Annotated in this window: 24 protein-coding genes; 12 read left to right on the top strand and 12 right to left on the bottom strand. The window is 71.6% G+C overall.

The window, feature by feature from the left end:
• Window positions 1–143 precede the first annotated feature (143 nt).
• Window positions 144–2,306, bottom strand: a complete 2,163-nt coding sequence (gene betT, locus G011_RS0106790) for a choline BCCT transporter BetT (RefSeq protein WP_019607820.1) — start codon at window positions 2,304–2,306, stop codon at window positions 144–146.
• A gap of 771 nt (window positions 2,307–3,077) precedes the next feature.
• Here betT and G011_RS0106785 point away from each other — a divergent pair.
• Window positions 3,078–3,629 carry a lytic polysaccharide monooxygenase auxiliary activity family 9 protein gene (locus G011_RS0106785; protein ID WP_019607819.1) on the top strand — a complete coding sequence of 184 codons (552 nt, stop codon included), beginning with the start codon at window positions 3,078–3,080 and terminating at the stop codon, window positions 3,627–3,629.
• A 178-nt stretch (window positions 3,630–3,807) separates the two neighbouring features.
• Here the strand turns inward: G011_RS0106785 and G011_RS0106780 are convergent, their stop codons facing one another.
• The 3 genes from G011_RS0106780 to G011_RS0106770 all read right to left on the bottom strand — a co-directional run bounded on the left by G011_RS0106780 (window position 3,808) and on the right by G011_RS0106770 (window position 6,378).
• Window positions 3,808–4,722 (bottom strand): MerR family transcriptional regulator, encoded by a 915-nt coding sequence (locus tag G011_RS0106780; RefSeq protein WP_019607818.1) that lies wholly within the window; start codon window positions 4,720–4,722, stop codon window positions 3,808–3,810.
• Window positions 4,723–4,931: 209 nt separating this feature from the next.
• Window positions 4,932–5,474: a dihydrofolate reductase family protein gene (locus G011_RS0106775; protein WP_019607817.1), complete on the bottom strand. Its 543-nt coding sequence runs from the start codon at window positions 5,472–5,474 to the stop codon at window positions 4,932–4,934.
• A 232-nt stretch (window positions 5,475–5,706) separates the two neighbouring features.
• The gene (locus G011_RS0106770; RefSeq protein WP_019607816.1) at window positions 5,707–6,378 is read right to left on the bottom strand and encodes a TetR/AcrR family transcriptional regulator C-terminal domain-containing protein; all 672 of its coding nucleotides are present in this window, start codon (window positions 6,376–6,378) and stop codon (window positions 5,707–5,709) included.
• A 51-nt stretch (window positions 6,379–6,429) separates the two neighbouring features.
• On the opposite strand from G011_RS0106770, the gene G011_RS0106765 reads away from it, so the two are divergent.
• Window positions 6,430–7,323, top strand: coding sequence for a CPBP family intramembrane glutamic endopeptidase (locus G011_RS0106765; RefSeq protein ID WP_019607815.1), 894 nt, complete (start codon window positions 6,430–6,432; stop codon window positions 7,321–7,323).
• A 130-nt stretch (window positions 7,324–7,453) separates the two neighbouring features.
• Here G011_RS0106765 and G011_RS0106760 read toward each other — a convergent pair whose 3' ends face one another.
• Window positions 7,454–8,086: an FMN-dependent NADH-azoreductase gene (locus G011_RS0106760; RefSeq protein WP_019607814.1), complete on the bottom strand. Its 633-nt coding sequence runs from the start codon at window positions 8,084–8,086 to the stop codon at window positions 7,454–7,456.
• 141 nt (window positions 8,087–8,227) lie between these two features.
• On the opposite strand from G011_RS0106760, the gene G011_RS0106755 reads away from it, so the two are divergent.
• Complete coding sequence (locus G011_RS0106755) at window positions 8,228–8,842, top strand: TetR/AcrR family transcriptional regulator (protein ID WP_019607813.1); 615 nt, start codon at window positions 8,228–8,230, stop codon at window positions 8,840–8,842.
• A 107-nt stretch (window positions 8,843–8,949) separates the two neighbouring features.
• A complete protein-coding gene (locus G011_RS0106750; protein WP_036552297.1) occupies window positions 8,950–9,204 on the top strand; it encodes a hypothetical protein in 255 nt (84 codons plus the stop codon).
• A 66-nt stretch (window positions 9,205–9,270) separates the two neighbouring features.
• On the opposite strand, the gene G011_RS0106745 is transcribed toward G011_RS0106750, so the two are convergent.
• Window positions 9,271–10,374, bottom strand: a complete 1,104-nt coding sequence (locus tag G011_RS0106745; RefSeq protein ID WP_019607811.1) for an alkene reductase — start codon at window positions 10,372–10,374, stop codon at window positions 9,271–9,273.
• Window positions 10,375–10,435: 61 nt separating this feature from the next.
• Between G011_RS0106745 and G011_RS0106740 the strand changes: the two genes are divergently transcribed.
• Entirely contained in the window at window positions 10,436–10,828 is a 393-nt protein-coding gene (locus G011_RS0106740) for a MerR family transcriptional regulator (protein ID WP_019607810.1), read from the top strand.
• Between the two features lie 106 nt (window positions 10,829–10,934).
• On the opposite strand, the gene G011_RS0106735 is transcribed toward G011_RS0106740, so the two are convergent.
• Complete coding sequence (locus G011_RS0106735; protein ID WP_019607809.1) at window positions 10,935–11,822, bottom strand: LysR family transcriptional regulator; 888 nt, start codon at window positions 11,820–11,822, stop codon at window positions 10,935–10,937.
• Between the two features lie 97 nt (window positions 11,823–11,919).
• On the opposite strand from G011_RS0106735, the gene G011_RS0106730 reads away from it, so the two are divergent.
• Window positions 11,920–12,384 (top strand): PACE efflux transporter, encoded by a 465-nt coding sequence (locus G011_RS0106730; protein WP_013155288.1) that lies wholly within the window; start codon window positions 11,920–11,922, stop codon window positions 12,382–12,384.
• Between the two features lie 215 nt (window positions 12,385–12,599).
• On the opposite strand, the gene G011_RS0106725 is transcribed toward G011_RS0106730, so the two are convergent.
• Entirely contained in the window at window positions 12,600–13,196 is a 597-nt protein-coding gene (locus G011_RS0106725) for a TetR/AcrR family transcriptional regulator (protein WP_231391398.1), read from the bottom strand.
• Window positions 13,197–13,441: 245 nt separating this feature from the next.
• Between G011_RS0106725 and G011_RS0106720 the strand changes: the two genes are divergently transcribed.
• Window positions 13,442–14,035, top strand: a complete 594-nt coding sequence (locus G011_RS0106720; RefSeq protein ID WP_019607806.1) for a hypothetical protein — start codon at window positions 13,442–13,444, stop codon at window positions 14,033–14,035.
• Between the two features lie 91 nt (window positions 14,036–14,126).
• Here G011_RS0106720 and G011_RS0106715 read toward each other — a convergent pair whose 3' ends face one another.
• Complete coding sequence (locus tag G011_RS0106715; RefSeq protein ID WP_019607805.1) at window positions 14,127–15,299, bottom strand: DUF418 domain-containing protein; 1,173 nt, start codon at window positions 15,297–15,299, stop codon at window positions 14,127–14,129.
• A gap of 288 nt (window positions 15,300–15,587) precedes the next feature.
• On the opposite strand from G011_RS0106715, the gene G011_RS0106710 reads away from it, so the two are divergent.
• Together G011_RS0106710 and G011_RS0106705 are read left to right on the top strand one after the other, a co-directional pair.
• Window positions 15,588–16,619 carry a GntR family transcriptional regulator gene (locus G011_RS0106710; RefSeq protein ID WP_019607804.1) on the top strand — a complete coding sequence of 344 codons (1,032 nt, stop codon included), beginning with the start codon at window positions 15,588–15,590 and terminating at the stop codon, window positions 16,617–16,619.
• Between the two features lie 324 nt (window positions 16,620–16,943).
• Complete coding sequence (locus G011_RS0106705; RefSeq protein ID WP_019607803.1) at window positions 16,944–17,648, top strand: AAA family ATPase; 705 nt, start codon at window positions 16,944–16,946, stop codon at window positions 17,646–17,648.
• Between the two features lie 104 nt (window positions 17,649–17,752).
• Here the strand turns inward: G011_RS0106705 and G011_RS0106700 are convergent, their stop codons facing one another.
• The gene (locus G011_RS0106700) at window positions 17,753–20,035 is read right to left on the bottom strand and encodes a DPP IV N-terminal domain-containing protein (protein WP_019607802.1); all 2,283 of its coding nucleotides are present in this window, start codon (window positions 20,033–20,035) and stop codon (window positions 17,753–17,755) included.
• A gap of 521 nt (window positions 20,036–20,556) precedes the next feature.
• Here G011_RS0106700 and G011_RS30540 point away from each other — a divergent pair.
• The 3 genes from G011_RS30540 (at window position 20,557) to G011_RS0106690 (ending at window position 22,296) form a co-directional block, all read left to right on the top strand.
• A complete protein-coding gene (locus G011_RS30540; RefSeq protein ID WP_019607801.1) occupies window positions 20,557–21,366 on the top strand; it encodes a VanZ family protein in 810 nt (269 codons plus the stop codon).
• Between the two features lie 358 nt (window positions 21,367–21,724).
• The gene (locus G011_RS31655; RefSeq protein WP_155979732.1) at window positions 21,725–21,880 is read left to right on the top strand and encodes a hypothetical protein; all 156 of its coding nucleotides are present in this window, start codon (window positions 21,725–21,727) and stop codon (window positions 21,878–21,880) included.
• Entirely contained in the window at window positions 21,877–22,296 is a 420-nt protein-coding gene (locus G011_RS0106690; RefSeq protein ID WP_019607800.1) for a hypothetical protein, read from the top strand. Before G011_RS31655 ends, G011_RS0106690 begins: the two co-directional genes overlap by 4 nt.
• Before the next feature lie 176 nt (window positions 22,297–22,472).
• On the opposite strand, the gene G011_RS32345 is transcribed toward G011_RS0106690, so the two are convergent.
• Together G011_RS32345 and G011_RS0106680 are read right to left on the bottom strand one after the other, a co-directional pair.
• Complete coding sequence (locus G011_RS32345) at window positions 22,473–23,171, bottom strand: hypothetical protein (protein ID WP_019607799.1); 699 nt, start codon at window positions 23,169–23,171, stop codon at window positions 22,473–22,475.
• Window positions 23,172–23,737: 566 nt separating this feature from the next.
• A complete protein-coding gene (locus G011_RS0106680) occupies window positions 23,738–26,302 on the bottom strand; it encodes an OmpA family protein (RefSeq protein WP_019607798.1) in 2,565 nt (854 codons plus the stop codon).
• Window positions 26,303–26,332: the final 30 nt, after the last annotated feature.

Here is a 26,332-nt window from a genome sequence, read left to right as displayed (position 1 = left end):
CTCGCGCCCGTGGCGGGGTCCGACCGCCCGGACTCGCTACAGGCACAGGATCACCGCAGGACAAAACCCTTGCGTCACACCAGCTGTGCCACACCGGCAACGCTTCCGGCCGGACCGGATCCGTTACCCGTCGGCGAACGCTCTCAGCGCTCCTCGGTGTCCTGGACGTCGGCGGTGCCCGGCCCGTGGTCGGGAAGCGCGGAGCCCGAGGTCGCCTCCCGGTGCAGCCGCAGGAACTCCAGGTGCCGCTCGTACTCGTCGAGGATGTTGCCGATGAGCTGCTCCTTGGTGTAGCCCATCACGTCGTAGCCCTGGCTGCCCTCGGTGAGGTAGACCTCGAAGCGCACGTAGGTGTCGTGCTCGGCGAGCGAGCGCATGGCGAACGCGGGGGTGGGCACCTCCATCGGCCACACCCGGTAGCTGAACTCCTCCTCCTCGCCCATCGGCGCCCGCAGCTCCAGGTAGGCGATACCGACGGCCTCGTCCACCCCCTCGCTCACCGACGCCTCCGCGCCGTGTTCGCGCAGCTCCTCGGCGACGTCCCGGAACGCCGGGCGGCACACGTCGCGGACGAACCGCTCGGCCGCCCGCCTGCCGGGGAAGCTCACCGCCCGCTTGATCCGCTGCCGCCAGTTGCGTTCGGGCCCCCGCCGGTCGGCCGCGGTCCGGTCCGACAGCGACGAGGACAGGGTGGTCCGGAAGGCGTCCTTGCGGAACTTCTCGACCCGCAGCGCCTTGAACAGGCCCCACATGATCACGAACATCACGAACGAGAACGGCAGGCCCATGATGATGGTCGCGCTGGTCAGCGTGTCCACCCCGCCGACCAGGAGCATGGCGAGGGTGAGCAGGCCGGTCGCCGCCGACCAGAAGACGCGCAGCCACGGGGAGGCGTCGGTGAGCGGCGTCGGCAGGTGGGAGCTGAGGTTGCCCATCACCAGCGCGCCGGAGTCGGCGGAGGTGACGTAGAAGAGCAGTCCGACGACCGTGGCCAGCCCGGCGCTGAATAGGACGCCCGGGTACTGCGCGAGCAGCGCGTAGAAGCCCTGTTCGGGGTGGTTCATGGTGGTCTGGCCGAACGCGGCGCCGCCCTCGCGCACGACGCTCAGCGCGCTGTTGCCGAAGAAGGACAGGAAGGTCAGCGTGAACAGGAGCGGGACCACCAGCGTCGCCGCCACGAACTGCCGGATGGTGCGGCCGCGCGAGATCCGGGCGAGGAACATCCCCACGAACGGAGCCCAGGCGATCCACCAGGCCCAGAAGAACAGCGTCCAGGCGTTGAGCCAGTCGGTCGGCGGGTCGTAGGCGAAGGTGTTCAGCGTCATGGAGGGGAATCGGCTGAGGTAGTCGCCGATGTTGAGGACCAGGGCGTTGAGCAGGTAGAGGGGGTCCTCGAAGACCAGCACGTAGAGCATCAGGACGACGGCGAGCACGACGTTGATCTCGGACAGCCGCCGGATGCCCCGGTCCACGCCCGCCACCGCCGACATCGTGGCCACGAGCACGGCGACGATGATCAGGCCGAGCTGGGCCGCGACGCCCTCGGGGACGCCGAAGAGGAAGTTGAGCCCGTAGTTGAGCTGCACGACGCCGATGCCGAGCGACACGGAGATGCCGAAGATCGTGCCGATGACGGCCGCCAGGTCGACCGCGTCGCCGACCGGGCCGTGGATGCGCCTGCCGATCAGCGGGTACAGGGCCGAGCGGATGGCCAGGGGCAGGTGGTAGCGGAAGGAGAAGTAGCCCAGGGCCATGCCCATCAGCGCGTACATCGCCCACCCGGTCACGCCGTAGTGGAAGAGGGTCCATACCACGGCCTGGCGGGCCGCCTCGACGGTCTGCGCGTCGCCCTCGGGCGGCGCCAGGTAGTGGCTGACCGGCCCGGAGACGGAGAAGAACAGCAGGTCGATGCCGATGCCCGCCGCGAACAGCATGGCCGCCCACGCGAATACCCCGTAGTCCGGCTTGGAGTGCTGGGGGCCGAGCTTGACCCTGCCGTAGCGGGAGAGCGCGATGACCACCACGAACCCGAGGTAGAGGGTGGTGGCGAGGAAGTAGTACCAGCCGAACACCTCGGTGATCCACGTCACGACGGCGCCGATGGTGTTCCCGGCGTGCGTGGGCGCGACGATCGCCCAGACCGAGAGCGCGACGATCAGCGCGGACGAGCCGTAGAACACGACCGGTTTGAGGCGGCTCGGACCGCGCTCCGCCTCCTCGGGGGTCTCCGGTCCGGTTTCCGGTTCCGGCTCGACTTCCGGCTCCGGTTCGCGGTCCGGACGGTGCTGCCCTCCGTCGGTGGCCACCGTTTCACCTCTCGTTCGTGCGGTACCGGAAGCGGCTCCCCGGGGGCGGTGCCGACGGGACGCGGATCACCGGGTTACGGGATTCGGACATTCCACGGCGCCATCTTCACGGATCGCCCGTCCGTGGTCGGGCACCCCACCAACGGCGGCGTGGCGCGGCGGTGTGCGCGGGCGCAGCGGCGGGCGGACGGTTGCCCGGGGGCGTCGGCGGCGGTCGGAGCGCAGGCCGGGTGCGGCGGGCGGGCCCGGGGCCCGGGCCGAACGCGGTTCCGAAAACCGTGGGAGGACTCGGTTCCAGGAAGGGAAAAGGAAGGAGAGGGAAGGAAACAGTGTCCTCCGGGTGAGGTCTAATGCCGACTCCCCTCCGCGCCGGGATTGGTCCACCTCCGGCAGGTGCGGACCACAGGAGCGGCGGAGCCGGGTCCTTCCAGCTCCCGTCCGCACGTGTCCGGGGGTCCCTCCCGTACCGCCCGGCGAGCGGCCCCGACCGGTCCTGCGGCCGGTCCGGTCGGCCCCCGCACCCGGCCACAGCCGGGGGACCCGACTCCTCGTCACGGCCCGCTTACCGGCCTCCCCGAGCGGGAAACCCCTGTTCCAGAGGGACTCCGGGCGCCGCGTCCTCAGGGACTCGACGCCCGTGGCCCTCCCCCCGCAGTCACGAGCGCTCGCCTTCGCCCCGGGCAGGTACCGGCCCGGGTCTCCCCCGACGGATTCCCGCTACCGTCCCGGCCCTGCGCGCCGGGGCGCGATCCATGACCGAAGGACCCGCACATGCTGAACCGCAAGTCCGACACCCCCCGCCCCCGCAACCGGCACCGTTTCCGCACCGCGGCGGCGCTGGCCGCCGCCACCACCCTGTTCCTCGGCCTCATGCCCGCGGGCACGGCCAACGCCCACGGCTACATCTCCAACCCGATGAGCCGCCAGGCCCAGTGCGCCGCGGGCATCGTCCAGTGCGGCGGCATCCAGTGGGAGCCGCAGAGCGTGGAGGGCCCCAAGGGGCTCATGCAGTGCAACGGCGGCGTCGGCCGCTTCGCCGAGCTGAACGACAACAGCCGGGGCTGGCGGGTGACCGACGTCGGCCGCGTCCAGACGTTCGAGTGGACCATCACGGCCGCGCACTCCACCTCCACCTGGGAGTACTTCATCGGCAACCACCGGGTGGCCGTGTTCAACGACCACGGCGCCCGTCCGCCGTGGTCGTTCAGCCACACCGTGGACCTGTCGGGGTACAGCGGACGGCACACGCTGCTGGCCAGGTGGAACGTCGCCGACACCGGTAACGCCTTCTACGCCTGCGTGGACGTCAACATCCGCGCCTAGTCGCGCGGAGGCCGGTGGGCCCGCCCGGCCCGGCGGATCGCACGGCGTCCGCGACGCCGCCGCCGGGCCCGGGCGGGCCGCGTTCCCCCGGTCCCGGCGGGTGGTCCAGAACCGATGGTGGTCCCGTTCCGGGCCCGCTGGCGGGCTCTCCACCCCAAATCGGCGTCCGGGCCGTGTCTCAGGTGGCGGTCCAGTCCCGGACGGACAGCTCCTCGGCCAGTTCCATACAGCGCTGCCGGGCCGGGGAGAAGTCGTAGGGCATCTTGCCGAAGGCTTCGAACGCGCTCATGGAGCCCGGTTCCCGCTTGCAGGAGCCGGGACCGGCCTCGTCATCGGCGGGAGCAGGGTGCAGAGCGTCCCAGGCGTCGAAGAGGGCGTCGTCCTCCTCCCCCAGGCCCGACTCCTCGATGACGGCGTGCAGGGCGCTTTCGAAGGCGTGCCGTTCGGCGGCCACCCGAGCCACCCGTGGATCATCGACGGCGACGCTGTCGTCGAGTGCCTCCTCTGCGCCGTTGAGGCGGTCGGACTCCTCCCGCAGAGCGGGGTGCGTGGCCAGGGCGATGAAGCGGCCGGCCCGGACGGCCGCGCCGAGCGGGCCGAAGACCCGCTCGGTGACCAGCAGGTCATCCAGGTCCGCCTGGCGCAGGGAGCCCTCGGGCAGGTTCTTGAGGCGTTCGGTGACGAAGTCGGAGAGCAGGCCCATCCGGCTGCCTTCGGTGCGCATCCGCCGCACGGCGGTCCGCTGCCGCCGCAGTTCCGCCTCCTGCTCGGCGAGGTTCTCCTCCAACCGCTCCAGGATGCCCGCGATACCGTCTGCGCCGCCAGCGTCGGCGTCGGCGTCGGCGGAAGCCGTGCCGGTGGTGAAGGAGTCGCGGATGTCCTCCAGGGCGATCCCGGCGTCGGCCATCCTGCGGATCCACAGCAGGCGGATCATGTCCTCGTACCCGTAGCGGCGGCGGCCGTCGACGCCCCGCTCGGGCTCGGGGAGCAGGCCGATCTCGTGGTAGTGGCGGATCGCCCGCGGCGTGCTGCCGACGAAGGCCGCCGCGTCACCGATCTTGACCTGGCGGGGCGGCGTGAAGGACAGGTGCATGAGCAGGGTGGCTTTCCTCAGGGGACCGGGACGTGGGTCCACCAGACCACATGCCGCTACGGAAGGTGCAACCCCGCGCACCGCCCCGCGCCGGTGCCGGGAGACACGCCCCTCCTCCGTGACGAGCGCGGGGCCGTTCGGTCACCACCGTGCGGGGCGCGCACGGGAACCCGAACCCGGAACAGGGCCCAGCTGTCGGAGGGCCGCGCCTACTTCCGCACGCGGAAGCGCAGCGTCGTGACGGCGCCGGACTGGGTGTTGCCGAAGGGCTCCAGGTCGATCCTGTCGAGGCCCGGGGGCGTGAAGCGGACGCCGTCGCCGAGCAGCACCGGCAGGACGTACACCAGGATCTCGTCGACGAGCCCGCGCCGCAGGCACTGGGCGGCCACGTCCGCGCCGAGGATCTCCAGGTTCCTGTCGCCCGCGGCGCCGCGTGCCGTGGCGACGGCCTCTTCGAGTCCGCAGGTGAGGAAGGTGACGGTGGGGTCCGGCTCTTCGGGAGGCTCGTGGGTGAGGACGAACTGCGGTCCCCCGTCGTAGGCGGTGCCCTGGTCGGGCATGCGCTTGGCGACCTCGTAGGTGCCGCGGCCGACGAGCATGGCGCCCGTGGCCGCCATGACCTCCGGGACCGCGTCCGCGGTCAGGTACTCCGAGATCCAGTCCATCGCGTGGCCGGGCCCGGCGATGAAGCCGTCCAGTGACATCGCCCTGTTCACGACCACTCTGCCGGTGCCGATGCCCACGTCACTCATCCGTCTTCTCCAAGGATTCCGGCGGCCCGGAGCCGCATCATAGCCCGGGCGGCGGGAGGGGCGAGGGCGGAAATCGCACGTGTCCGCGGCGGCCCGACGCGAACGGCCGGCGTCCGGACGCTCCGGCCGCGCGGCGTCGGGGACGTGCCCGGGTACGGAGTGAACAGCACGTCGGGGGCGCCCCCGGTCCCGGGCCGCGTGACCGGCCCGGCGGCCGTCCGCGGCCACCGCGCTAGGACCCGCGCCGCGCCCTGATGCCCGCCAGGATCAGGTCCAGCGTCTGGTCGAAGTAGGTGTTCTCCACGGCCAGGGCGTCCGCCTCCGACACCGCGGCGGCGACGGCCTCCTCGTGCTCCTGTTCGCGGTCGGACTTCATCGCGCGCATGGCGACGGCGGAGGTGGCCGCGCCGAGGATCTGGTTCGACACCGCCCGGATGGCGACCGCCTGCGTCTCCCCGTCCCCTCCGTACTCCCCCAGCGCCTCGATGATGCGCCTCGACAGGGCGACGGCGTTCGGGCCGATCAGCGGCCGGGATCCCGCGAACTCGGCGGCCCAGGTGTGCGCGGTCAGGGCCGCGTAGAACCGCAGGGCGGTCTCCTTGAGCGCCTCGTCCCAGGGGGCGTCCGGGGGCGGCGGCACGGAGGCGGCCCCGGCCAGGATCTCGTCCACGGCCAGGTCCACCAGGTCCTCCCGGCGTTCCACGTACCAGTACAGGCTGGTGGCGTGCACCCCGAGTTCGGCGGCGACCTTGCGCATGGTCAGCGCGGACGCCCCCTCGCGGTCGAGCAGGTCGATGGTCGCGGCGACGATGCGTTCGCGGCTGAGGGCGGGCTGGGACCGGCGTCGGCGCTGCGGGCGGTGGAAGACGCTGTCGAACTGCTGGTCGGATCCTGAGGTTGCCATGTCCAACAGGATACTGGGAATCCTACGTTGTAGGTTTCTATCCAACAGTGTATGTTTCTCGGCATGGCTACCGACAGCTCCCTCACGAGCCCCCAGACCTCCGTCCCCTCCGAGTTCCACGCCGAGGCCCCCGACCAGTCCCGCACGACGGTCGCCGACCCCCGCGGCCTCACCGCCTTCCTCGTGATCGCCTTCGCCTTCTCCTGGACCGCCTGGTGGCTCGGCACGCGCCTGCTCGGCGGCGCCGACCCGATGCCCGCCGTGATCGTCGGAAGTTTCGGGCCGATGGTGGCCGCGGCCGTCGTCACCGCGGCCACCCAGGGCCGCAAGGGCGTGGGCGCGCTCTTCCGGCGGCACTCGCTCCGGCGCAGGGGCGGCGTCATGCCCTACCTGATCACCGTGCTGGTGGTCCTGGCCCTCGCGGGCTCCGCCGCGATCCAGGTGTACCTGGGCCAGTCGACCCTGGACGAGGCCCAACTGTGGGCGGCGCTGCCGACCCTGCCCGTCCAGTTCCTGGTCATCGCGCTGGTCGGCGGCGGCAACGAGGAGCTGGGATGGCGGGGCTTCGCGCTGCCCCGCCTCCAGGGCGTCCTCTCCCCGCTGGCCTCGAACGTGCTGCTCGGCGCGGTCTGGGCGATGTGGCACGCCCCCCTGTTCGCCATGCCCGGCACGCTCCAGTCGCAGATGTACTTCCCCGCCTACGCCCTGCTCTGCGTCGGGTTCACGGTGGTCCTCGGCCACGTCTTCAACTCCGCCCGCGGCGGCGTGGTCGCCGCGATCATCACCCACGCCGCGATCAACGTCGTCTCGGGCGTCAAGGCCGTGGCCGTGGGCGACCCGGCGAGCGCGCCCGAGGTCGCCATGGTCGCCCTGCTCGCGGTGCTCCTCGCGGTCTGCACCCGCGGCCGCCTGGGACTGCGCCGCTCCGACGGCACCCGGGGTTAGCGCCGGGGGGAGCCCCAGCACACCTCAGGAACCCGGACGAACGCCGCCCGGGGCCGCCGAGAACACGGATCACGTGGTCGGCGGCCCCGGGCGGGCTCGGTGTTGGGGCGGTCGGTGGCGACCGGGGCCCTCAGCGCGCGGCGAGGGCCCGGCCGGCCTCGCTGGCGCTGGCCAGGGCCCGGTCGTGCTCCTGCTGGGCGAGGTCCTTGAGGGACTCCATGCCCGGCGTGGTCGCGGCCAGGGTGAGTTCGCGCTTGATGAGGGTCAGGTCGGCCTGCCAGATGTCGCCGACGACGCGCTCCAGGTAGGGGGTGGAGTGGTCCCAGCCCTCGCGGGGGGTGCCGGGGCCGTAGCCGCCGCCCAGGGTGGTGGCCAGCACGGTGGGGGTGTCCTTCAGCAGCGGGGTGGTGGCGCCCGCGCTCGCGATGACCAGGTCGGCCCAGGCCTTGAAGTGCTGGGAGACGCCGAAGTTGTACAGCGGCACGGCCAGGACCACCGCGTCGGCCTCCTGGAGTTCGGCGGCCAGTTCGGCCGCCAGGGCCAGAGCCCGGACCTGTTCGGGCGTGCGGTCGGCCTCGTCCGTTCCGGCGCCGATGGTGGCCAGGGCCCAGGCGTCGGCGGGCAGAGGGTCGGTGCCCAGGTGGCGGCGGTTGACGGCGCCCTGCGGGTGGGCGGCGGCCCATTCGGCCTCGACCCGGTCGGCGATCTCGGCGCTGCAGGAGACGGTCGGCAGGATGCTGGCGTCCAGACGGAACAGGTTCATCGGGCTCTTCCCCCAAGGGTGTTCGGGTTCGCGGTATGCGGAGCACGGCCACACGGCCGGACGGTCCAGCTGTCCGGGTGACCCTCGCACAACTATAAACGGACTTTACCCCGCTTAGTGTTCCCGGGGTAGATTGTCCGTGTGACTTCGCCCCTGGTGCCCTTCGGGAAGGAGCGCGGCGAACGCGCGGACGCCGCGCGCAACCGCGAACGCCTGCTGGAGACAGCCCGCGCGATGATCGCCGAACACGGAACACGGCAGGTGACCATGGACGGCCTCGCCGAACGCGCGGGGCTGGGCAAGGGCACCGTCTTCCGCCGCTTCGGCAGTCGCGCGGGCATCTTCGTGGCCCTGCTCGAAGACGCCGAGCACCGCTTCCAGGAACAGGTGCTGTCCGGACCGCCGCCGCTGGGACCGGGCGCCGACCCCGCCGAGCGCCTGGTCGCCTACGGGTGCGCCCGCATCCCCTTCCTGCTGGAGCACCACGCGATCGCCCGGGCCGCCGTGGACCGCTCCCTGCCGGTACCGGCGGGCGCTGTCGGTATGACGCAGCCCCACATCCGCATGCTCCTGGGCCTGGCCGGTCTGCCCGCGGACCGGTTGTACGGCCTCTCCGTGCAGCTGACCGCCGCGCTGGAGGGTCCTCTCGTGCTGTACATGTCGACGGACGAGGTCGCCGTCCCTCCGGAGCCGGACGCCCCCAATCCCTTGATCGACGGCTGGCGGTTCCTCGTCGAACGCCTCCTCGGGGACTGACCGGCCACTCCTCACCTCACGGTTGGGACCCACCCGGACCGCGCGTCCGGCTGAGCCCGGGCGGACGATTCCATGCGATACCGGATACCGGTCGGACGATGGTCCCCATGAACGATGACCAGCGGCGACACACGACCCCGGCCTCCTCCGGCTCCGGCCGTACCGGCGGCTCACTGGAGGCGATCCGCGCGGCCCTGACCCACTCCGGCCCGGCCGGTGCCGCGCACTGGCTGGACACTCGGGCGAAGCCGTGGCCGCAACCGGGCGACGCCCCGGACCCGGTCGGCGCGGAGCCCGTTCGGGAGGGGGCGGCCCAGCGGTGGCCCCTGCCGAGGCGACGGCCCGGGGGCACCGACCGGTAGGCGCGGGGAACGCGGGCCGCCGCCGGGGACGGGGGCAGTCGAGAGCGGGGCCAGCCGGGCACGAGGTCAGCCGCCCAGTGCCGGGTAGTCGGTGTAGCCGGTGGCCCCACCCACGTACATCAGGTACCTGTCGCGCACCGGGTTGACCGGCGCCCCGGTGCGGATGCGCTCGACCAGGTCGGGGTTGGCCAGGAAGGGCCTGCCCAGGGCGACCAGGTCGGCCCCGGCCCGGAGCATGCGCTCGGCGGCGTCCCGTCCGCCGTCCGCGGGAATCTGGCCGCCGGGCAGCACCGGGTTGCCGATCAGGGTGCGCGACCAGCGTGAGCGGATCCGCTTCCACACGGAACTGTCGGGGTCGGCGAAGGCCACGTGCAGGTACACGGGCCCCAACGCGTCCAGGCGGGTGGTCAGTTCCGGGTAGAGGGCGGCGATGTCCTCGTCGGTCTCCGCGATGCCGTTGGCGGTGTTGCCCGGGGAGACGCGCACGCCGACGCGGTCGGAACCGACCTCCGCGACGACGGCTTGGACCACCTCCAGGACGAAGCGCATCCGGTTCTCGGGGGTGCCGCCGTAGGCGTCCCGGCGCCGGTTGGTACCGGGGGTCAGGAACTGGTGGAGGAGGTAGCCGTTGGCGGCGTGCACCTCCACGCCCAGGAACCCGGCCTCCACGGCCCGGCGGGCGGCGGAGGCGAAGTCGGCGACGGTGGCGGCGATGTCGTCCCCGTCCATCTGCCGGGGTGTCACGGCGGGCTGGCGTCCGCCGGGGGTGTGGATGGTCCCGGGCAGCGCGATCGGTGAGGGAGCCAGCGGGGTCAGGCCGCTGGTGTCGGGGTGGCCGACGCGACCGCCGTGCTGGATCTGGGCGAACATGCGCCCGCCCGCCTCGGCCACGCGGCGGTTGACCCGACGCCAGCCCTCGGTGTGCTCGGGACGGTACAGGGCGGCGATGTCGGGGTAGGTGCGCCCGACCCTGCTGGGTGTGGAGGCCTCGGCGATGATCAGACCGGCCGAGGCCCGCTGGGCGTAGTACTCGGCCATGAGCTCGCTCGGGGTACCCGAGGGCTCGGCGCGGTTGCGGGTCATGGGGGCGATCACGAGCCGGTTGGGCAGGTCGGTGCCGGCGAGGCGCGCGGGGCTGAGAAGCGGGGACTCTGTCTCCTTGGCGTTCATGCGGATACCGTAGGAGTTGACACCAATGTCAGATTCAAGCGCGAGGAACGTGAGGTGCGTCATGCGCATCGGTGAGCTGGCCCGGCGCAGCGGGGTGAGCCCGCGTTCGCTGCGCTACTACGAGCAGCAGGGCCTGCTGGCCTCCGAGCGCACCCCGGGCGGGCACCGCGAGTACGCCGAGGCCGCGGTGGACCGGGTGGCGCGGATCCAGGAGCTGTACGCGGCGGGGCTGTGCAGCGCCAAGATCGTGACGCTGCTGCCGTGCATGCGCGACGCCGACGGCGGACCCGCCGCCACGGCCGACGCCCACCTGGTCCGCGAGCTGAGGACCGAGCGAGAGCGCATCGACCGGATGATCGCCGACCTGCGGCGTTCCCGGGAGCTGCTCGACGACGTCATCGCCTCCGCCGAGGGCGCCGGAGCCGAGGAGAGCCCCCTCACCGGCCGCCGCTGACTGAACCTCCCGCCCGCGGACGCCGGAAGCTCGGCGGGGATCGGCGGGGAAGCCCGGCCCGTCGCGGTCACGGCCCGTCTGCGTCGGACCCGCCCGCTCCGGCCGGTCAGCGGTGGTCGCGGCTCATCAGCGCGACGACCTCCCCGGCGGCCCGGCGCAGCGGCCTCCTGCGCAGCCACACCAGGTGCACCGGCATCGCCAGCCCGTTCTTGAGGTTGACGAACTCCAGCACCCTCACCCTCCCGTCCGCGACCGCCTCCCGCACCTCCCCCAGGGGCAGGTTGGCCCATCCCGCGCCGCGTTCCACGAGCCCCAGCGCGGCCTCCACCGAGTCCACGTGCCACCGGGCGTCGGAGACCAGGAGCCGACGATCGGCGACCGCGTCTTCGGGACCGGCGACCACGATCTGGCGGCTGGCGCCGAGGTCCTCCAGGCGCCGCAGGTCGGCGGGCAGGCCGGGGGTGTCCGCGGTGGCCGAGACCACCGCCACGAAGACCTCGTCGGTCACGTTGGTGAAGACCTCCTCCCGGTCCACGTCCGGAGCCGCGGCCAGCAGCGCCAGGTCGGCCCGCTCCCGGTGCAGCATCTCCCGGACCCCGTCCTGGGGCGCCCGGAGCAGGTTCACGCGCAGCAGGGGGTAGCGTCCGCCGACCCGGGCCAGGGCGTCCAGCAGGTCCCGGTCCGGCACCCCGGCGGCCATAGCGACGGTGAGCGTGCTCTCCAGGTCCCGTGACAGCTCCACGGCGTGGACCTGCAGCAGCCGCAGCCTGCTGGCGACGGCCCGTGCGTGGGGCACCAGGGCCAGCGCACGCGGGGTGGGCACCGCCTCGCGGCGCGACCGGTCGAACAGGGGGTAACCGAGTTCGGCCTCGATGTTGGCGATGCCCATGCTCACGGCGGAGGGCACCCGGCGCAGCGCGCGGGCCGCGCCGGAGAAGGAGCCGTGGTCGACCACGGCCAGGAACAGCTCGATGCCGTCACTGGAGAGAGCCATACAACTGTCAGATTTTCTGAAGGGACCTGACTTTTCTGTTCATTAGCCCTGAATATAACGTCTTCCCCCGTTGGCCGACGGAACGGGAGTGTGTGCTGTGCAAGGTGTGAAGCGCAAGCTGGTCTACGTGGGCGGATACGAGATCCTGGGGCTCGCGGTGGGCACCGCGGTGATGTCCCTGCTGACGGGCGAGTCACCGGCCACCACCGGACCCCTGGCGCTCATGATCACCTGCGTGGCGACGGTGTGGAACCTGGCCTTCAACTACCTGTTCGAGGCGTGGGAGCGGCGCCAGCGCGACCGCACGCGCACCGTGCGCCGGCGCGTCCTGCACGCGGTGGGCTTTCAGCTGACCCTGGTGTGCTTCCTGATCCCGCTCATCGCGTGGTGGCTGGAGATCACGCTGTTGCAGGCGTTCGTGCTGGACCTGGTGTTCATCGTCTACATCCCGTTCTACACCTTCGCCTACAACTGGGCCTTCGACAGGATCTTCGGCGTCCCCAGCTCGGCGGTGAACGAGGTCGGGCAGGAGGAGCCGGTCGGTTCCGGGCGTTCCGCCTGAGGCGCGCCGTCGCACGCGCGCCCGCGGAACCCGTACCGGTGGCCTCCGCCCGGCGGGCCGCCCGGGACGGTGCGGCTCCCGGCCGTGCGGCGCCGTTCGGAGTCTGAACGACCGGACCGGAGCGGGCGGCTCCTCGGCGGGGCGGGCGGCCACGCGCACGCTCGACGGCTCCGCCCGCTGCCGTTCGACGTCACGGCCCGACCGCGGACCGCTGCCTAGCCGACCGGCCCCGCGGAACCGGACGCGCCGCCGGGTGCGGCGACACCGGTGACCGCACGGCCGCTGCGCAGGAACGAGTCGGCGACGGCCGCCGGTTCACCGAGGTATCCGGCGACCATCGCGCCGTCGCGGAGCAGCATCAGGTCGTCGGCGACGTCGCCCGCCTCCCTGTGGCCCAGCGGTGCGGCGAGCCGTTCGAAGGCCCCCCTGCACCAGCGGCGGTGCGCGTCGACCGTCCGCCGCACGGGGCTGTCCGGGTCCGGGTACTCGGCGGCGGCGTTGATGAACGGGCAGCCGCGGAACCCGGGCGCGCAGGCCATGATCCCGACCTGCTCCGCGATGAGCCCCAACGTCGTGTCCACGTCGCCTTCGCCGCGTGCGATGGCCGCGTCGACCCCCTCGCGTTCGAGCGCGGCGCGGCGTTCGAGGTAGGCGACGATGAGGTCGTCCTTGCTCTTGAAGTGGCGGTAGAACGTCACCTTCGTCGTGGCGGCGCCGTCGATGACCTTGTCGACGCTCACCGCACGCAGGCCGTGTGCGTAGAACAGCTCGGTCGCCGCCTCCAACAGGCGTTCACGCATGGGATTGGCCATGGGCGGAATCATATGAGCTCCTCCGCGGGCTTGTGGACCGGCGCCCCCGCGCCTACACTCGCCACCAAGTAGAGTTACTAGTCATTCTACCTAGGGAGCCGTTCCCGTATCCGACCGCCTGCCCCGTCCGAGACCGGCCGCTCCATGGCCGGACCCCGCGACCGCGCACGGTGGGGACACGAGCGACGCACCCGGACCGGACATCGGCCCCGGACCACCGGGCCCACTCAGCGAAAGAGCACCCTATGACCACCGCGACCACCGCGACCAGCGCCAACACCGACAGCACCGACAGCACCGACAGGATCGGCATCGCCCGCGGGCTGCGGAACCTGTACTACGTCCGCTTCGGGTTCGCCGTCGTCTGGGCGGCCCTGCTCGCCCTGACCGCCTCCTCGCTCACGCCCGTCAGCATCGCCCTGCTGGTGCTCTACCCGCTGTTCGACCTCGCCGCCGCCGTGGTCGACTTCCGCAGGTCCGCGGCGGCGCGGCCGACCGCGGGGCTGTACGCCAACATGGCGCTGAGCCTGCTCACCGCCGTCGGCCTGGGCCTCGCCGTCACCTCGGGTTCCTCGGCCGTGCTGGCCGTGTGGGGCGTGTGGGCGATCACCGCCGGGGCCGTGCAGCTCACCGTCGCCCTCATCCGCTACGGGCTCGGCGGCCAGTGGGCGATGATCCTCAGCGGCGGCATCTCCACGTTCGCCGGTGCGGGGTTCCTCATGCAGAGCGGCACCCCGGACGCCCCACTGACGGGCCTCGCCGGTTACGCCACCCTGGGCGGGATCTTCTTCCTGGTCTCCGCGATCCGCCTGCACCGCGTCGCCAAGAAGGCCGTCTGACATGACGGCTGCCTCCGGAGTCGCCAGCACCGCTGGGGGCCGGTCGGAGGAGGAATCCGCCGACCGGCCCCGCCCGGGAGGACCGGACGGTTCAGCGCGACGGCCCGTAGGTGAGGCGGCGCAGCACCACCTCGGCGGGTCCGCGCACGCCCCGGCGGCGCATGAGGTCGGCGAGCAGCACCGTGGCCAGCCACACGGCCACCGCGACGCCCGCGCCGACGGCGGGCGACGTCATGTGCAGGTCGAGCGTGTAGGAGGAGAACAGCACGGCCCAGGCCACGGACTGGGCCAGGTAGAAGGTCATGGAGCGCTGTCCGAGCGCGGCCAGGGCGTCGGTCACCGGCCCCTCTCGGCCCGTGAGGCGGACCGCGACCAGGGCGATGAGCGCGGCGTAGCCCAGCGCGCCCGCGTAGCCGCTCACCTGGTGCAGTGCCGTGGCGGCGACGAGGTCCCCGGTCGTGGCTCCGGTCCACACCTCCGCCTTGTCCAGGGCCAGGGGGAGGCCGCCCAACGCCGCCAGGGGGATGCCCGCGAACGCGGTGGCGCGCAGCAGCCGCAGGTGCTCGTGGGGCCGCTCCAGGATCCGGTGCCGGGCCGCCAGGACACCGATCAGGAACGGGACGAGCGTGCTGGCGAACATCACCACGGCCAGGACCGAGAACAGGGTCACCCGGAAGAGGAGTTCGTCCGCGAACCCGTCCGGCATCAGCGGCATGCCCTGCCCCGTCACGGCGTCCTCGGCGGCGATCAGGGCGTGCACGGCCGCGGCCACGGGCAGCCAGGCCGCCGCCAGGACCACCAGGGTCCGGTCGCGCAACCGCAGGACGCCCACCAGGGCCAGCGTCACCAGGCCGTAGACGGCCAGGATGTCTGCGGGGAAGAGCAGCACCGTGTGCGCCAGACCGAAGGCGACCATCCACAGGCCGCGTCGGCGCAGCAGGCCGCGAGTCCGGGGCCAGCCCTGCCCCTGTTCGCCTCGGCGGCGGTGGATCTGGGCCAGGCCGTACCCGAACAGGGCCGCGAACATGGGGTAGCTGCGCAGGTCGACGAACATGACCGTGGCCGCGGTGGTGAGCTGGTCGGCGGGGTCGGGAGCGCCCTGCGGGCCGCCGATGAACACGGTGAACAGGTGCGTGTGGGCGAGCGCGATGAACAGCAGCATGACGCCGCGGGCCAGGTCCGGGGCCAGGGAGCGGCGGCCGAGCGGGAGCGGTTGGTCGGGGACCGGAGCCGTGCGGGGCTCTGGGGTGGACGTATGGGACATGGTGGCCTCCGAAAGGGCCGTGGGCTCCGATGGACGGCGTACGCGCCGAGGCGCGCACCGGGGCGCACGTCGGAGCGACGCACTGCGCGTACAACGTATACACAGCACACCCCCTGTCGCAAACCCTTCAAAGTGCGACTTCAAGACCAACAGCACTAGTGCACATGCCTAGTGCACCAGGGGCAGAAAGGGGCTCCCCCGGGTCACCCCAGCGCCTTCGACGAGGTAACCCGAACCCCGACGTGCACTAGTACACTCGGAGTAGCGCGACAGGAGCGGAAGGGGTCAGTGGTGTCCACGACCGGAAAAAAGGAACTGCCGCCCTACGCGCGGGTCGTCACCGACATCCGCGCGCGCATCGGCTCCGGGGAGTTGCGACCGGGCGAACGGGTGCCCTCCACCCGGGAGATCATGCGCGAGTGGGGGGTGGCCATGGCCACCGCCACCAAGGCGCTGGCCGCCCTGCGCCAGGAGGGCCTGGTCGAGGCGGTGCGCGGAGTGGGCACCCTCGTGCGCGGCGCACCCGCCGCCGCACCGGAGCCGCGGGGACCACAGCGCCAGCGGGAACGCCCGCGTCCGGCGCGGACGGAAGACCCGGGAAGCCACCGCCAAGCCGCCGAGACCGGCGGCCTCGCCCGGGAGGCCATAGTCCGGACCGCGATCACCATCGCCGACGCCGAGGGGATCGACGGCCTGTCCATGCGCAGGGTCGCCACCCAGCTGGGGGTGAGCACCATGGCCCTGTACCGCCACGTCGCGAACAAGGACGCGCTGGTGACGGCGATGATCGACCAGGTCTACACCGAGCACGCCCTGCCCGACCCGCCGCCCGCCGACTGGCGCGAGGCGCTCGAACTGGCCCTGCTGACGGAGTGGGGCATCTACCGGGCGCACCCCTGGGCCGTCCAGCTCACTCCGCTCGCCGGAGCGGTTCAGTCGCCCGGGCTGGTGCAGAACGCCGAGTGGATGATGCGGGTGATCACCGGCCAGGGGCGCTCGCCGGACGAGGCCATGGCGATCCTCACCTTCGTGTCCGCCTACACCTCCGGCATGGCCCTCCAGGGCACGCGCGCGGTGGTGGAGGGGTACGAGGCCGGGATGGACGCCGAGCACTGGTGGAGGTCCCGGGGCGAGGAGTTCCTGCGGATCGCCGAGCAGGGCAGGTTCCCCCTGACGTTCAGCGTCTCGGGGCCGACCGACGTGCACGCGATCTTCGGCCTCGGCATGAAACACCTGCTGGACGGGCTCGCGCCGCTGATCGAACCGGGAGGCCGACCCGTGGACGGGGGCCTCGCGGGCCCCACGGACACAACCCGGTGAGCCCGCGAAGGGGTCCCGGCGGGCGTCCCGCGCGCGCCACGGGGTACACCTGAACACGGGGGGTTCCTACCTGTGCGACACCGTGGACGACCGCTTCCGCCCGGCCTGCGGCGGGAACCCGGCCGACGAGGGGAACCGGAGGCGTTCCGAGGTGGCGGCATCACTACAATCACCACCGGTTCCACAACGCGATCGGCGGTCCTCCCGCCCTCCGCGGCACCCACCTCTCAAGTAAGTGCACAGCAGCGCCATGACGTCGGTGACGCGGCCGCTGTGGAGCCGCACCCCACCGGCGCCCAGGTCGGCTTTGAGGAGCTACCGAAGATGTCCCAGGGTCTGGTGCGGTACGCGCCCTCGGTGAACGACGCGAGGGTGCGCGGGGCGGTCTACCCCCGACGCTCCCTGGTGGTGGTCACCGGGGTGCCCGGCGCCGGCAAGAGCACCCTGCTGCGGCGGCTGTTCGGTCTGCGCGGGGACGAGGACCGGACCGTAATCGCCGCGGACGGTGTGCGGGTGATCGACTCGCTGCAGTCGCGCTACCGGCTCCGGGCGCTGCTCGGCCGCGTCCCCTACCCGCTGTGGCGCTGGGTGGTGCACGTACTGCACCTGGCCCGGGTGGCCGCGGCGCTGCGCGGCGGCCCCGTGGTGGTGCACGAGTGCGGCACCCGGCGCTCGGTCCGCGTGCTGCTCGCCCTGCTCTGCCGACTGCGCCGGTACGAGGTCCACGTGCTGATGATCGACGCCACCCCGCAGGAGGCCCGGAGCGGGCAGGCCGCCCGGGGACGGCGGGTGACCGCGCGCAGCCACCGGACGCACTCGCGGCGCTGGCGGCGGCTGCGCGCGGCCACCCGGAGCGGGCCGAAGGCGTTCGCGCCGGGCGCGCGCAGCCTGCTCGCGCTCGACCGGCGCCGGGCGCGGGAGCTGGCCTGGATCCGCTTCGGTTCAGGCCCGGACGCCCTCGGCGCCCTGCGCACCGCGGAGGAACCACCACCCGCCCGGATCGAACGCGTGATGTCCGGTACCCCGTGACACCGGCCGGTCGGCGCCGCCGACCGGCCCGCCTCCGGGCAGCGGTCCGTTGCTCGGGAGCGGTTCTGAACCCGCTGTGACTCGGGGCCCCTACCGGCGCGTCCTCAGGACGGGACGACTGCCCACTCCGGCATCGGCGGGAGCGGAGCGATGCGGTAGCGCGGGGGCTCGGTGCCGTGCAGGTGGCGCACCAGGTAGTCCCAGGTCCGCCGCGTGATGTAGTGGTAGCGGCCGATGAGGCTGTGGTCGACGCCGGGCACGAGGAGCATGTCGACGTCGGCGTCGGCCTCGATGAGCGCGTCGACGAGGCGCAGGCTCTGGTAGTGCAGCACGTTGTCGTCGAGCTCGCCGTCGATCAGCAGGAGCTTGCCGCGCAGGTTGTCGGCCAGGTGCGTGTTGACCATGGCCCGGCGGTTCTCCGCGCTGGGCTCGCCGCAGAACTGTTCGGTCCAGAAGGGCAGGTAGACCGAGAAGTCGTGGGCGCCGGTCCGCGCGACGCCCACGGTGTAGAACTCCGGATGGGTGAGCAGGGCACGGGCCGTGGCGAAACCGCCCCCCGAATCGCCGGTCATGGCCACACGGCCGGTGTCCAACCAGGAGTGGCGGCGCCCCAGCTCGCGGATGGCGGCGACGTGGTCGGCCAGCGCAGCCGACATGCCCAGGTCCCCCGTGTAGGAGTGGTCCAGGAACGCCTTGCCGCGCAGCGGGGTGCCCCGGCCGTCGATCGCGACCACGGCGAACCCGAGCGCGGCCAGCGCCTCGGGCTCCCCGGTGAACAGGTTCCCGAACGCCGGCGACGCCCGGTGCGTGTTGGGTCCGGGGTAGCAGTGGTCGACGACGGGGTAGCGCCTGGCCGGGTCGAAGCCGTGCGGGCGCCACAGCACGCCGTGGACCGGAGTGCGCCCGTCGGCGGCGAGGACGCGGAACCGCTCGGGCGGGCTCCAGCCCGCCGCTCGGAGCGGAGCGGTGTCCGGGGCTTCGAGTTCGACCAGGGTCAGCCCGTCGCCGTCGAGCACCCGGGCCCGCGGCGGCGTGGCCACGTCCGAGGCCCGGTCGAGGAGGTAGCCGCCCTGCGCAGGGCTGACCGCGTCGTGGTCGAGGTCGTCGTCGGTGAGCCGCTCGAACCCACTGCCGTCGAGGCCCACGCGGCAGATCTGTCGCACATAGGGGTCGTCGGCGTGGAGTCCGCAGGCAACGAACCACACCTGGCGGCGGTCCTCGTCGACCCACAGCACCCGGTGGACCAGCCACGGCCCCTCGGTGACCCGCTCGACCCGGCCGCCGTCGGCGGAGTAGAGGTAGAGGTGGCCCCAACCGTCGCGCTGGGACCACCACAGGATCTCCCCGGAGTCCAGCACACGCGTCACCGGAGGGAGGTGGAGGTAGGGCGAGGGGTCGACCCGGGTGCGGTCGGTCTCGGTGACCAGCGTCGTCCGCGCCCCCGTGAGCGGGTCGATACGGCGCAGTTCCAGGGTGCGTCCGTCCCTCGACTGGTGCAGGACGTGGATCGCGCTGCCCCGCTGCCCCGTCCACCACCGTCGCGTCAGGTTGTGGACCGAGAGGACCTCCGGGTCGCCCTGTTCACCGACGACCTGCCGGGTACCGACGTCGAGCACGCACCACGACACCGTCGCCTGGGCCTCGTCGTCGGGCATGGGGTAGCGGATGCGGTGTGCCACCGGCCGCCCGCCCCCGGGCGGGGACGACTCCACCAGCACCTGTTCGGGCAGCCCCCGCTGGTCGATCCGGTGGGTGAGCAGCCGGGTGGAGTCCGGCGACCACTCGGCCACGAGCGGCGCATCCAGGCCCTGCAGGGGCAGCGACACCTTCGTGGCGGCGTCGGGCAGGCCGCCGTAGTCCCAGTCCGGCTCCGCGTCCTCGGTGAGCGCGAACTCCTGCCTGCCGTCGCGGCTGCGCACCCACACGTCGCCCCCGCGGCGGAACGCCACCCACGCCCCGTCCGGTGAGGCGACCTCACCCGGCCCCGCGGGGTGGTCGTCGTCGATCCGGGTGCAGGACGAGGCGCGGTCCGACCACTCCCACCGGGTGCCGAACGCCGAGAAGCGGATCGCGTCGGCTCCACCGCCCGGGGGCTCGAAGTCGAGGGACGCCAGCGGCAGGGCGTCGGCCTCGACCGCGTGTCCGGAGCCCTGTGACAGCGCCGCCGCCAGGCGTTCGTGGTCGAACGAGTCGCGTCTGGTGCCCGCCGCCGGCTCGACCACGATGTGCCGTGTCCCCGAGCGGTACCAGAACCGGGTGCCGTCGCTCGACCACTGCGGTGCGACGGCGGCCTGCGGTATGAGGCGGGCTCTGTGCGGCGCGAGCATCTGCTCGGCGCGGGCGTAGTCGGCGGCGTCGAGGCGTGTTCGTTCAGCCGGGCCGTTCACGGGGAGGCCTTCCGCTCGTGGTGCTTGGCGCCGCCCACTCAACAGTGTGACGTCGCGTCGGACTCAAGGGACAGGTGACCGACACCTCGTCGAGGCCCGCTTCTCCCGGAGCCGCTGCGAGGGGCTAGGTGATCCGGGAGTAGCTTCGTAGGCGGTCCGGGGTCACTGACGCCGTCACCGACCCCGCGTTGACGCGCACCAGCCCACCGAGGACGAGTACGAACCGGACCACCCCTCCTGGACACCGGTCGTCGTCCCGGGCGGGGGTTCCTAGGGGGCGGACCGAGTACACCGGCAAAGGGCGACGGAGGTCCTCCGGCGCTGTCCGAGGTCGTCCGGCAGGCCCCGGGAGTCGTCCGACACGGCCGGTGACCACCCGGCGGAGGTCGCCGACACGGCGGGGCGAGGCATCGACCGGGTCTGCGAGGAGGACCGGCGCTCATGGTCCTTCCTGGCCCGCACCGGGTTTGAGCTTCACTCGCTGCCCCCACACAACCGACGAAAGACTCGGCAGGAAAGAAATGTGGACCGTTCTCCTCCATGTCAATCCGACCACCGTCGCGGTTTTAGTCTTTCTCATCGCGATCTGCTCGTTCCTCATCTCCCTCTCCCTTGCTCGGGGGAAAGGAGATGCGCGCTCGAAGGTGCGCGCCCTGACCGCAGTGGCGACCTGCTTGTATCTGTTCGTCCTCGCGGCGCCGCTCCTGCACTGGACCCAGATAAACACCGCCGACCGCAGCGTCGAATGGGATCCTCTTTCTTCTTTTCATGAGATTCAGCAGCAGTCCATTCCGGAGGAGACGTATGCTTCGATCCTGAGCAACGGGCAAAGCGCCTTCTACAGTCCGCATGAGCTCACAGAAGAGGAAAGGCAAGCAGAACTTCGGTTCCAGCCTCACGATTTTTTCCTTCACGAGGAAAGTGACGGAACTATCACCGTGACAGACCAAGCAGGCAGAGAGGTCTCGGGAAAGGATGAGGCCCTTGCCCTCCGGGAGATGGCGGACGGCATCGCCACCACTGGCCAGCCCCTGGAGTATGCAGGGCTGATCGTCGAGGAAAAGGTCATGAACCTCCTCCTCTTCATTCCCATCGGGGTTCTGGCCTTCCACGCTTTCAGGTCCTGGGCAGCTCGGGCGTTCTTCGGCCCCGGGCTTTCCGTGACCATCGAGTGCATCCAGTGGGCCTTGGCCGCGGGAAGAAGCGCCGACGTCGCGGACGTCCTGGTCAACACCACGGGTGCTTTTGTCGGCGTGCTGCTTGCCACTCTCACAATGGCTGCGGCACGGAAGTGGGCAGGAGCCGGGCCACGCAAGCTCACCAGCAGCTAGGACGGTGTCGGTACCCTTGCGTCCGGCGCGAGCCGTCCGGGACCAGCCGATGAGATGGTGTCGATCGCGGCGTCCGGGCAGCCGAAGGCCGGGACGGTAGGTGCACCGTATTCGGTCGGCTCCGCCGTCAGCCCCCGGTAGACCCTGCCCGTGGTCCGCTCGGAGCCCCCGAGCCCCGGGTTTTCGCCAACGGGACCATGCGGTCAACGTCCAGGCCGCACGCTTCAACGCGGAAACGCTGGGCTGTTTCCCCTTTTCCGGCTTGTCTTGTCCATCCCCCGTCTTCGGACCTTGAGGCAGGGCACCTTAGGGTTTCAGAGCGTGGCAAACCATCATGCCCTCAGCGGAAAGGCTCCGCGTGTCCGACGACCAGAGTTCTGCGCCCCTCGCATCAAAGAGAGCGCTGCTCCTCATCAGTGCCGTCGGCCTGACCGAACTCACGGCAGGTAGCGCCTTCGGTGTCATCGTTGCTTCCGACTATGCCGTTTTCTCTTCCGTCGAGGAGCGGGGATGACCCAGCAGCCCGTGTACGCGTCCATCGAATATCCGGCCGTGTGCCAGGGTTGCGGCGGACGACTGGAGTGCCAGGGCGTCCAGGTCCTGGTGGGCGGATCCCTGCGGTGGGACGTCGAATGCGCGTGCCGGGCCTGTGGTTCCTCGTTCACGGCCTGCGGCGGTGCTCTCCCCGACGAACTGCGGGATCGGATTCTCGACGAGCACGGCCCGGTGAAGCTTCTCGTGGACCCGTCAGCTGGAAACGTCGCGATCATGCGTGTGCTGCGGGCCGAGCTCGGCATCGGCCTCACCGATGCCAGAGCCGTGCTCGACCGGGTACTGGCTGGTGACTACTCGGGAACCCTTCCGGAGGTGGAGCTCCTGGCCCGGAGGCTGCATGCGGCGGGGGTCGAGGCCGCGTCCGCCCGGTGTTAGGGACGTCGCCTGCGCGGAGTCCGGAGCGGGACGGCTAGCGATCAGCAGGTGTCCGGCGGGGGAACCGGCGCACGGCCTCGGCGTACGACTCCGCCACCGGTTCCACGCACCCTGTGGACGATCCCCCGGACACGACGAACGGCCCCTTCGCTTCCGGCCCGGACGCCCGCGGTCCCCTACGCACTGCGGAAGAACCACCACCCGCCCAGATCGAACGCGTGATGTCCCGTACCCCGTGCCCCCGGCCGGTCAGCTTCGCCTCCGCGCGTGCGGAGCACGAAGAGGGCCGGATGGCGGTCAACAGGTGTCCGGTGGGAAACCGGCGCACGGCCTCGGCGTACGACTCCGCCACCGGTTCCGCGCATCCTGTGGACGATTCCCCGGACACGACGAACGGCCCCGGAACGCGCCAGGGCCGACCTGAGACCGAGCCAGCTCGTGCCCCGCCCGGAACCTCCCAACGGGACCACCGCAGCCAGCTCGCCCTTCCTCGCACGCTCGGGGATGGACACCACGCGGTATCCGGCCTGCCCGAACCACTTGCCGCACGAGAAGTGCTCCCCCTCCCACCGCGACCGCGTCCCGAGCGCCTCGGCCAGGCGCACGACCTGGTCCTGCTGGTGTCCGTCGCACCCCTCGGGGAAGTAGGTGATCTCCACGCGGGTCATCTCCCCCACCGGCAGCTGCGGGTGGGCTTCCAGGTAGGCCACCAGCGCCCGCAGGTCGGTCAGCAACATCTGACGCTCCCGCTGGCCCGCCACCGGCACCACGGGCTCCTTCACCCGACGGCACCGGCCCTGGCCGTGACCCGCCTTCGCGGAGCACCAGCGCTCGCCGCCCAGGCACCAGCCGTTGTCCTCGTCCCACGCCCACATGGGTACGCCCCTTCCTCGGATGAAGTCCCCTTCACCCTCCAAAGAAGCCACCCGCACCCACCGGGTTGGACACCCGAGCGGTGAGAACCTCTCGCCCCCAGCCCTCCCCCACCCCGGTGAAGAAGTAGCAAGACGCTATAAGTCGGGGCGTCAGAACGAACACCCTGCACCCACTCTGACCTGCCCTGTCAGTGCCATCCACCCTGTTCGCACGCTTAGACGAACACCCTGGCGAACAGGCTCGACCAAGAAAGCAGGCGAATTCCGTACCGCCATTTGACCTCCGCATGGCGGGGCTCACAACACCTGAAGGTCGCTCCGGCGACTGGGCAGCGGTCCATCCCCGCGTGCGCGGGGCTCACACGTACAGGCGGGACGGGCACGATCCGACGTGCGGTCCATCCCCGCGTGCGCGGGGCTCACCGCTTAACGACCTGCGAAAACGCGGGCCGTTATCTCCTCGCAATCTATGCGGAGAGCTTACTTAAAGCCTCTTCGACGCCCGTTCCACGTCCATACTCACACAGCCAGCTCCCAGCTCCACCAGCATCCCAGCTAACGCAACCTCAACGACCGAGAAGCTCCTGGAAGAGCTTGCTCGTGTTGGCGCTGGGACGAGCACGCATGGCCTTGAGCCGCTCGCTGAGCTCCTGGTAGGTACGCTCGACCGCGTCCAACCGCCCCAAAGCCGCCTGGGTCCGCATGACCTCCTGGTAGACGGCCTCATTCAGGCCGTCAGACTCCCTCGCCCGTTCCAACCAGACCAGCCCCTGCTCCGGCCCCTCACTGGCCTTGGCGAGGCTGACGAAGCAGTCGGCAGCAGCTCGACGGTAGGCCTGGCGCTTCTCCTCGATCCACGGCAACTCCACCTCGGACAGCAGCTCGTGCGTGTACTCCGCCGCCGCGATCCGCAGATACGCCAGACGCTGGTCCGCGTCCCGGGTCGCGCTCGCGGCCTTGAGCGCGGCGTCGAAGCACCACACGTCCACGTCAACGGCTTCGCGGAGAATCCGGTACCGGCCCGAGGTGACCTCCAGGATCTCGGCCTCGCCGTCCCCCAACGCCTCGCGGATCGCGCGGCGCGCGTCGCTGGACGCGGTGTTGCGAAGGCCTCGGGCCTTGCTCTCAGAGGAGTGGGAGAACAGGGCTTCGGTGAGCGCCTCGGTACCCATCCCGCACGGATGGAGCGCCAGGAGGGCGAGCATACGGCGTGTGGCACCGCGCATGCGTGCCCCGACATCGGCGTCGTCCAGCACGATCCTGGGTTGAGGTCCGAACAGGCACAGCCGCAGCTGCGGCTTCACCGGCTCCTCCACTTCCTCCCCCTCCTCGGAAAGTTCGGGTTCCTCCACGGCCGGGGAGCAGGAAGCGTCCTCCTCTTCTTCCTCAGCCTCCTCAGCTACCGGCAGCCCCTCCGTGTCAGTGCCGAGACACACCGAGAAAGCAGCCGCGTCCACGTGCAACAGGCGAAGGCCGTCGTACACGGTGGTCACGCCCCCGTCCGCGTCGGTGACCTCCACCGTGTCGAGGGCGTCGCAGCGGACCGTGGGCGAGGACCATCCCTCCCCCAGAACCAGGACAACGGTGCCGCTGTCGGTCGAACCCCTGGTCACCATGTCCAGCCGGTCACTGACCCACCCCTCCTCGGGAGGCTTCACCACGAGCAGCGTCCACGAGGGAGCGTCAGCGGCTTCCTCCTCGTCCTCCAGGCGCACGGCGCTGATGTAGGCCAGTTCGGTCTCGGTGATCGCCGACGCGGTGTCGGGGCACACCACCAGACCGGGGGCGTCCACGTCCTCCGGCGCTCCCGCCCGTGCCAGAACGTTCTGGGTGGTGATGACCGTGGTGTGCTCATCCGCCAGGGCGCGGCCGATAACGGAGGCGCACACTTCCGCCCCGTGGGTTCCGGCCACGCTGAGCCCGTCGCGTGCGCTGACAGCCAGGTCGTCGGCGACCCTCAGATATCCCCCTGCCGAGACCAGCTCCGTTCCGGCGCTCCGGAGGACCTCGACGCCGGAAACCCCCTCGGGCTCAGGCTCAGGTACGTCCGACTCCCCACCCGCCAGCGGATCGGCCTCGCCCCGACGGACCCCACGGCGTCGAGGTGCGGTGAGCCGTCCACCGACCGCTCCGGCGACCGCGCCCGCCGCGGCTCCGACGAGCATGCTCGTACCGGAGAACCCTGCGTCCTCCCCTTCGCCGGACGTGAGCGCGCTGTCAGCCAGGTCGTCCACCGCTTCGCTCTCGCGGCCCCTGCTCTCGGAGTCCCCACTCTCGCGCTCCCTGCTCTCGCGGCCCCTCTCCTGTTCCTGCTCCGAGGGCGGGCTCGGCTCCCGTTCGCCCTGCTCCGCCGAGCTGTCAGCAGACGCGCGGGGCTGGGTGGTCAGCGTGTACGCGATCTCCGCGCGCCGGTCGGCGGCCTGACCCAGATCGGGATGGTTGCGCGGCTGCCCGGAGCCCACGCCTTCGGTCGTGATGGTCCACCCCTCCCCCAGCTGTTCGGCCAGGAAGGCGGCGACGGACTCGGCCCGGCGTTCGGACAGCGCGCGGTTGTACGCGTCGGGGCCGTTCGTGTCGGTGTGCCCGGTGACGGTGACCGGTTTCCCCGGGTCTCCGAAGAGCTGGAGGAGTTCGACGGTGGGCAGCAGTTCCTCCGTCATGGTGGGTGTGAGCTGGGCGGAGTCGGTCCCGAAGCCCGCCAGCATCCGGGTGCGTCCCAGCGTGTGCGCCGGTTCCTCTCCGCGCGCTTCCTGTTCGCCGGTTGTCAGCGCACTGTCAGCGGGTGCTACCGAGGCGACGGCGGGCGTGGACACGGCGATCGAGGTTCCAGCGACCCCTGTCACCGCCAGGCGCAGCAGTCCGATCCTGGGCACCTGCCCGCGCAGGAGGGCCGCCGTGTCCAGGAGCACCAGCCCGGCGAAGGTGCCCCACAGCGCCCAGAGCAGCACGAGTGTCAGTGCCTGGAGGAGCACGGTGGGCGGCGTCGCGCTGATCAGTGTCAGCCACAGGTGGCCCCAGGACATCCCGTCGAGCTGCGCGGGCCACTGCCAGCGCTGGAGCAGGACGGGCGGTGCGATCAGCAGAGTGAGTGTGATCGCGCAGGCCAGAGTCTTGCGAACCGGGTGGTGCATGTCGTCCCCTCTTCCAGCGTTTTCCCTCGG

Source organism: Nocardiopsis sp. CNS-639, assembly GCF_000381685.1.
Lineage (GTDB): Bacteria > Actinomycetota > Actinomycetes > Streptosporangiales > Streptosporangiaceae > Nocardiopsis > Nocardiopsis dassonvillei.
Note: the sequence above shows the minus strand (reverse complement) of the source record. Positions and strands in the feature narration are given on the sequence as shown.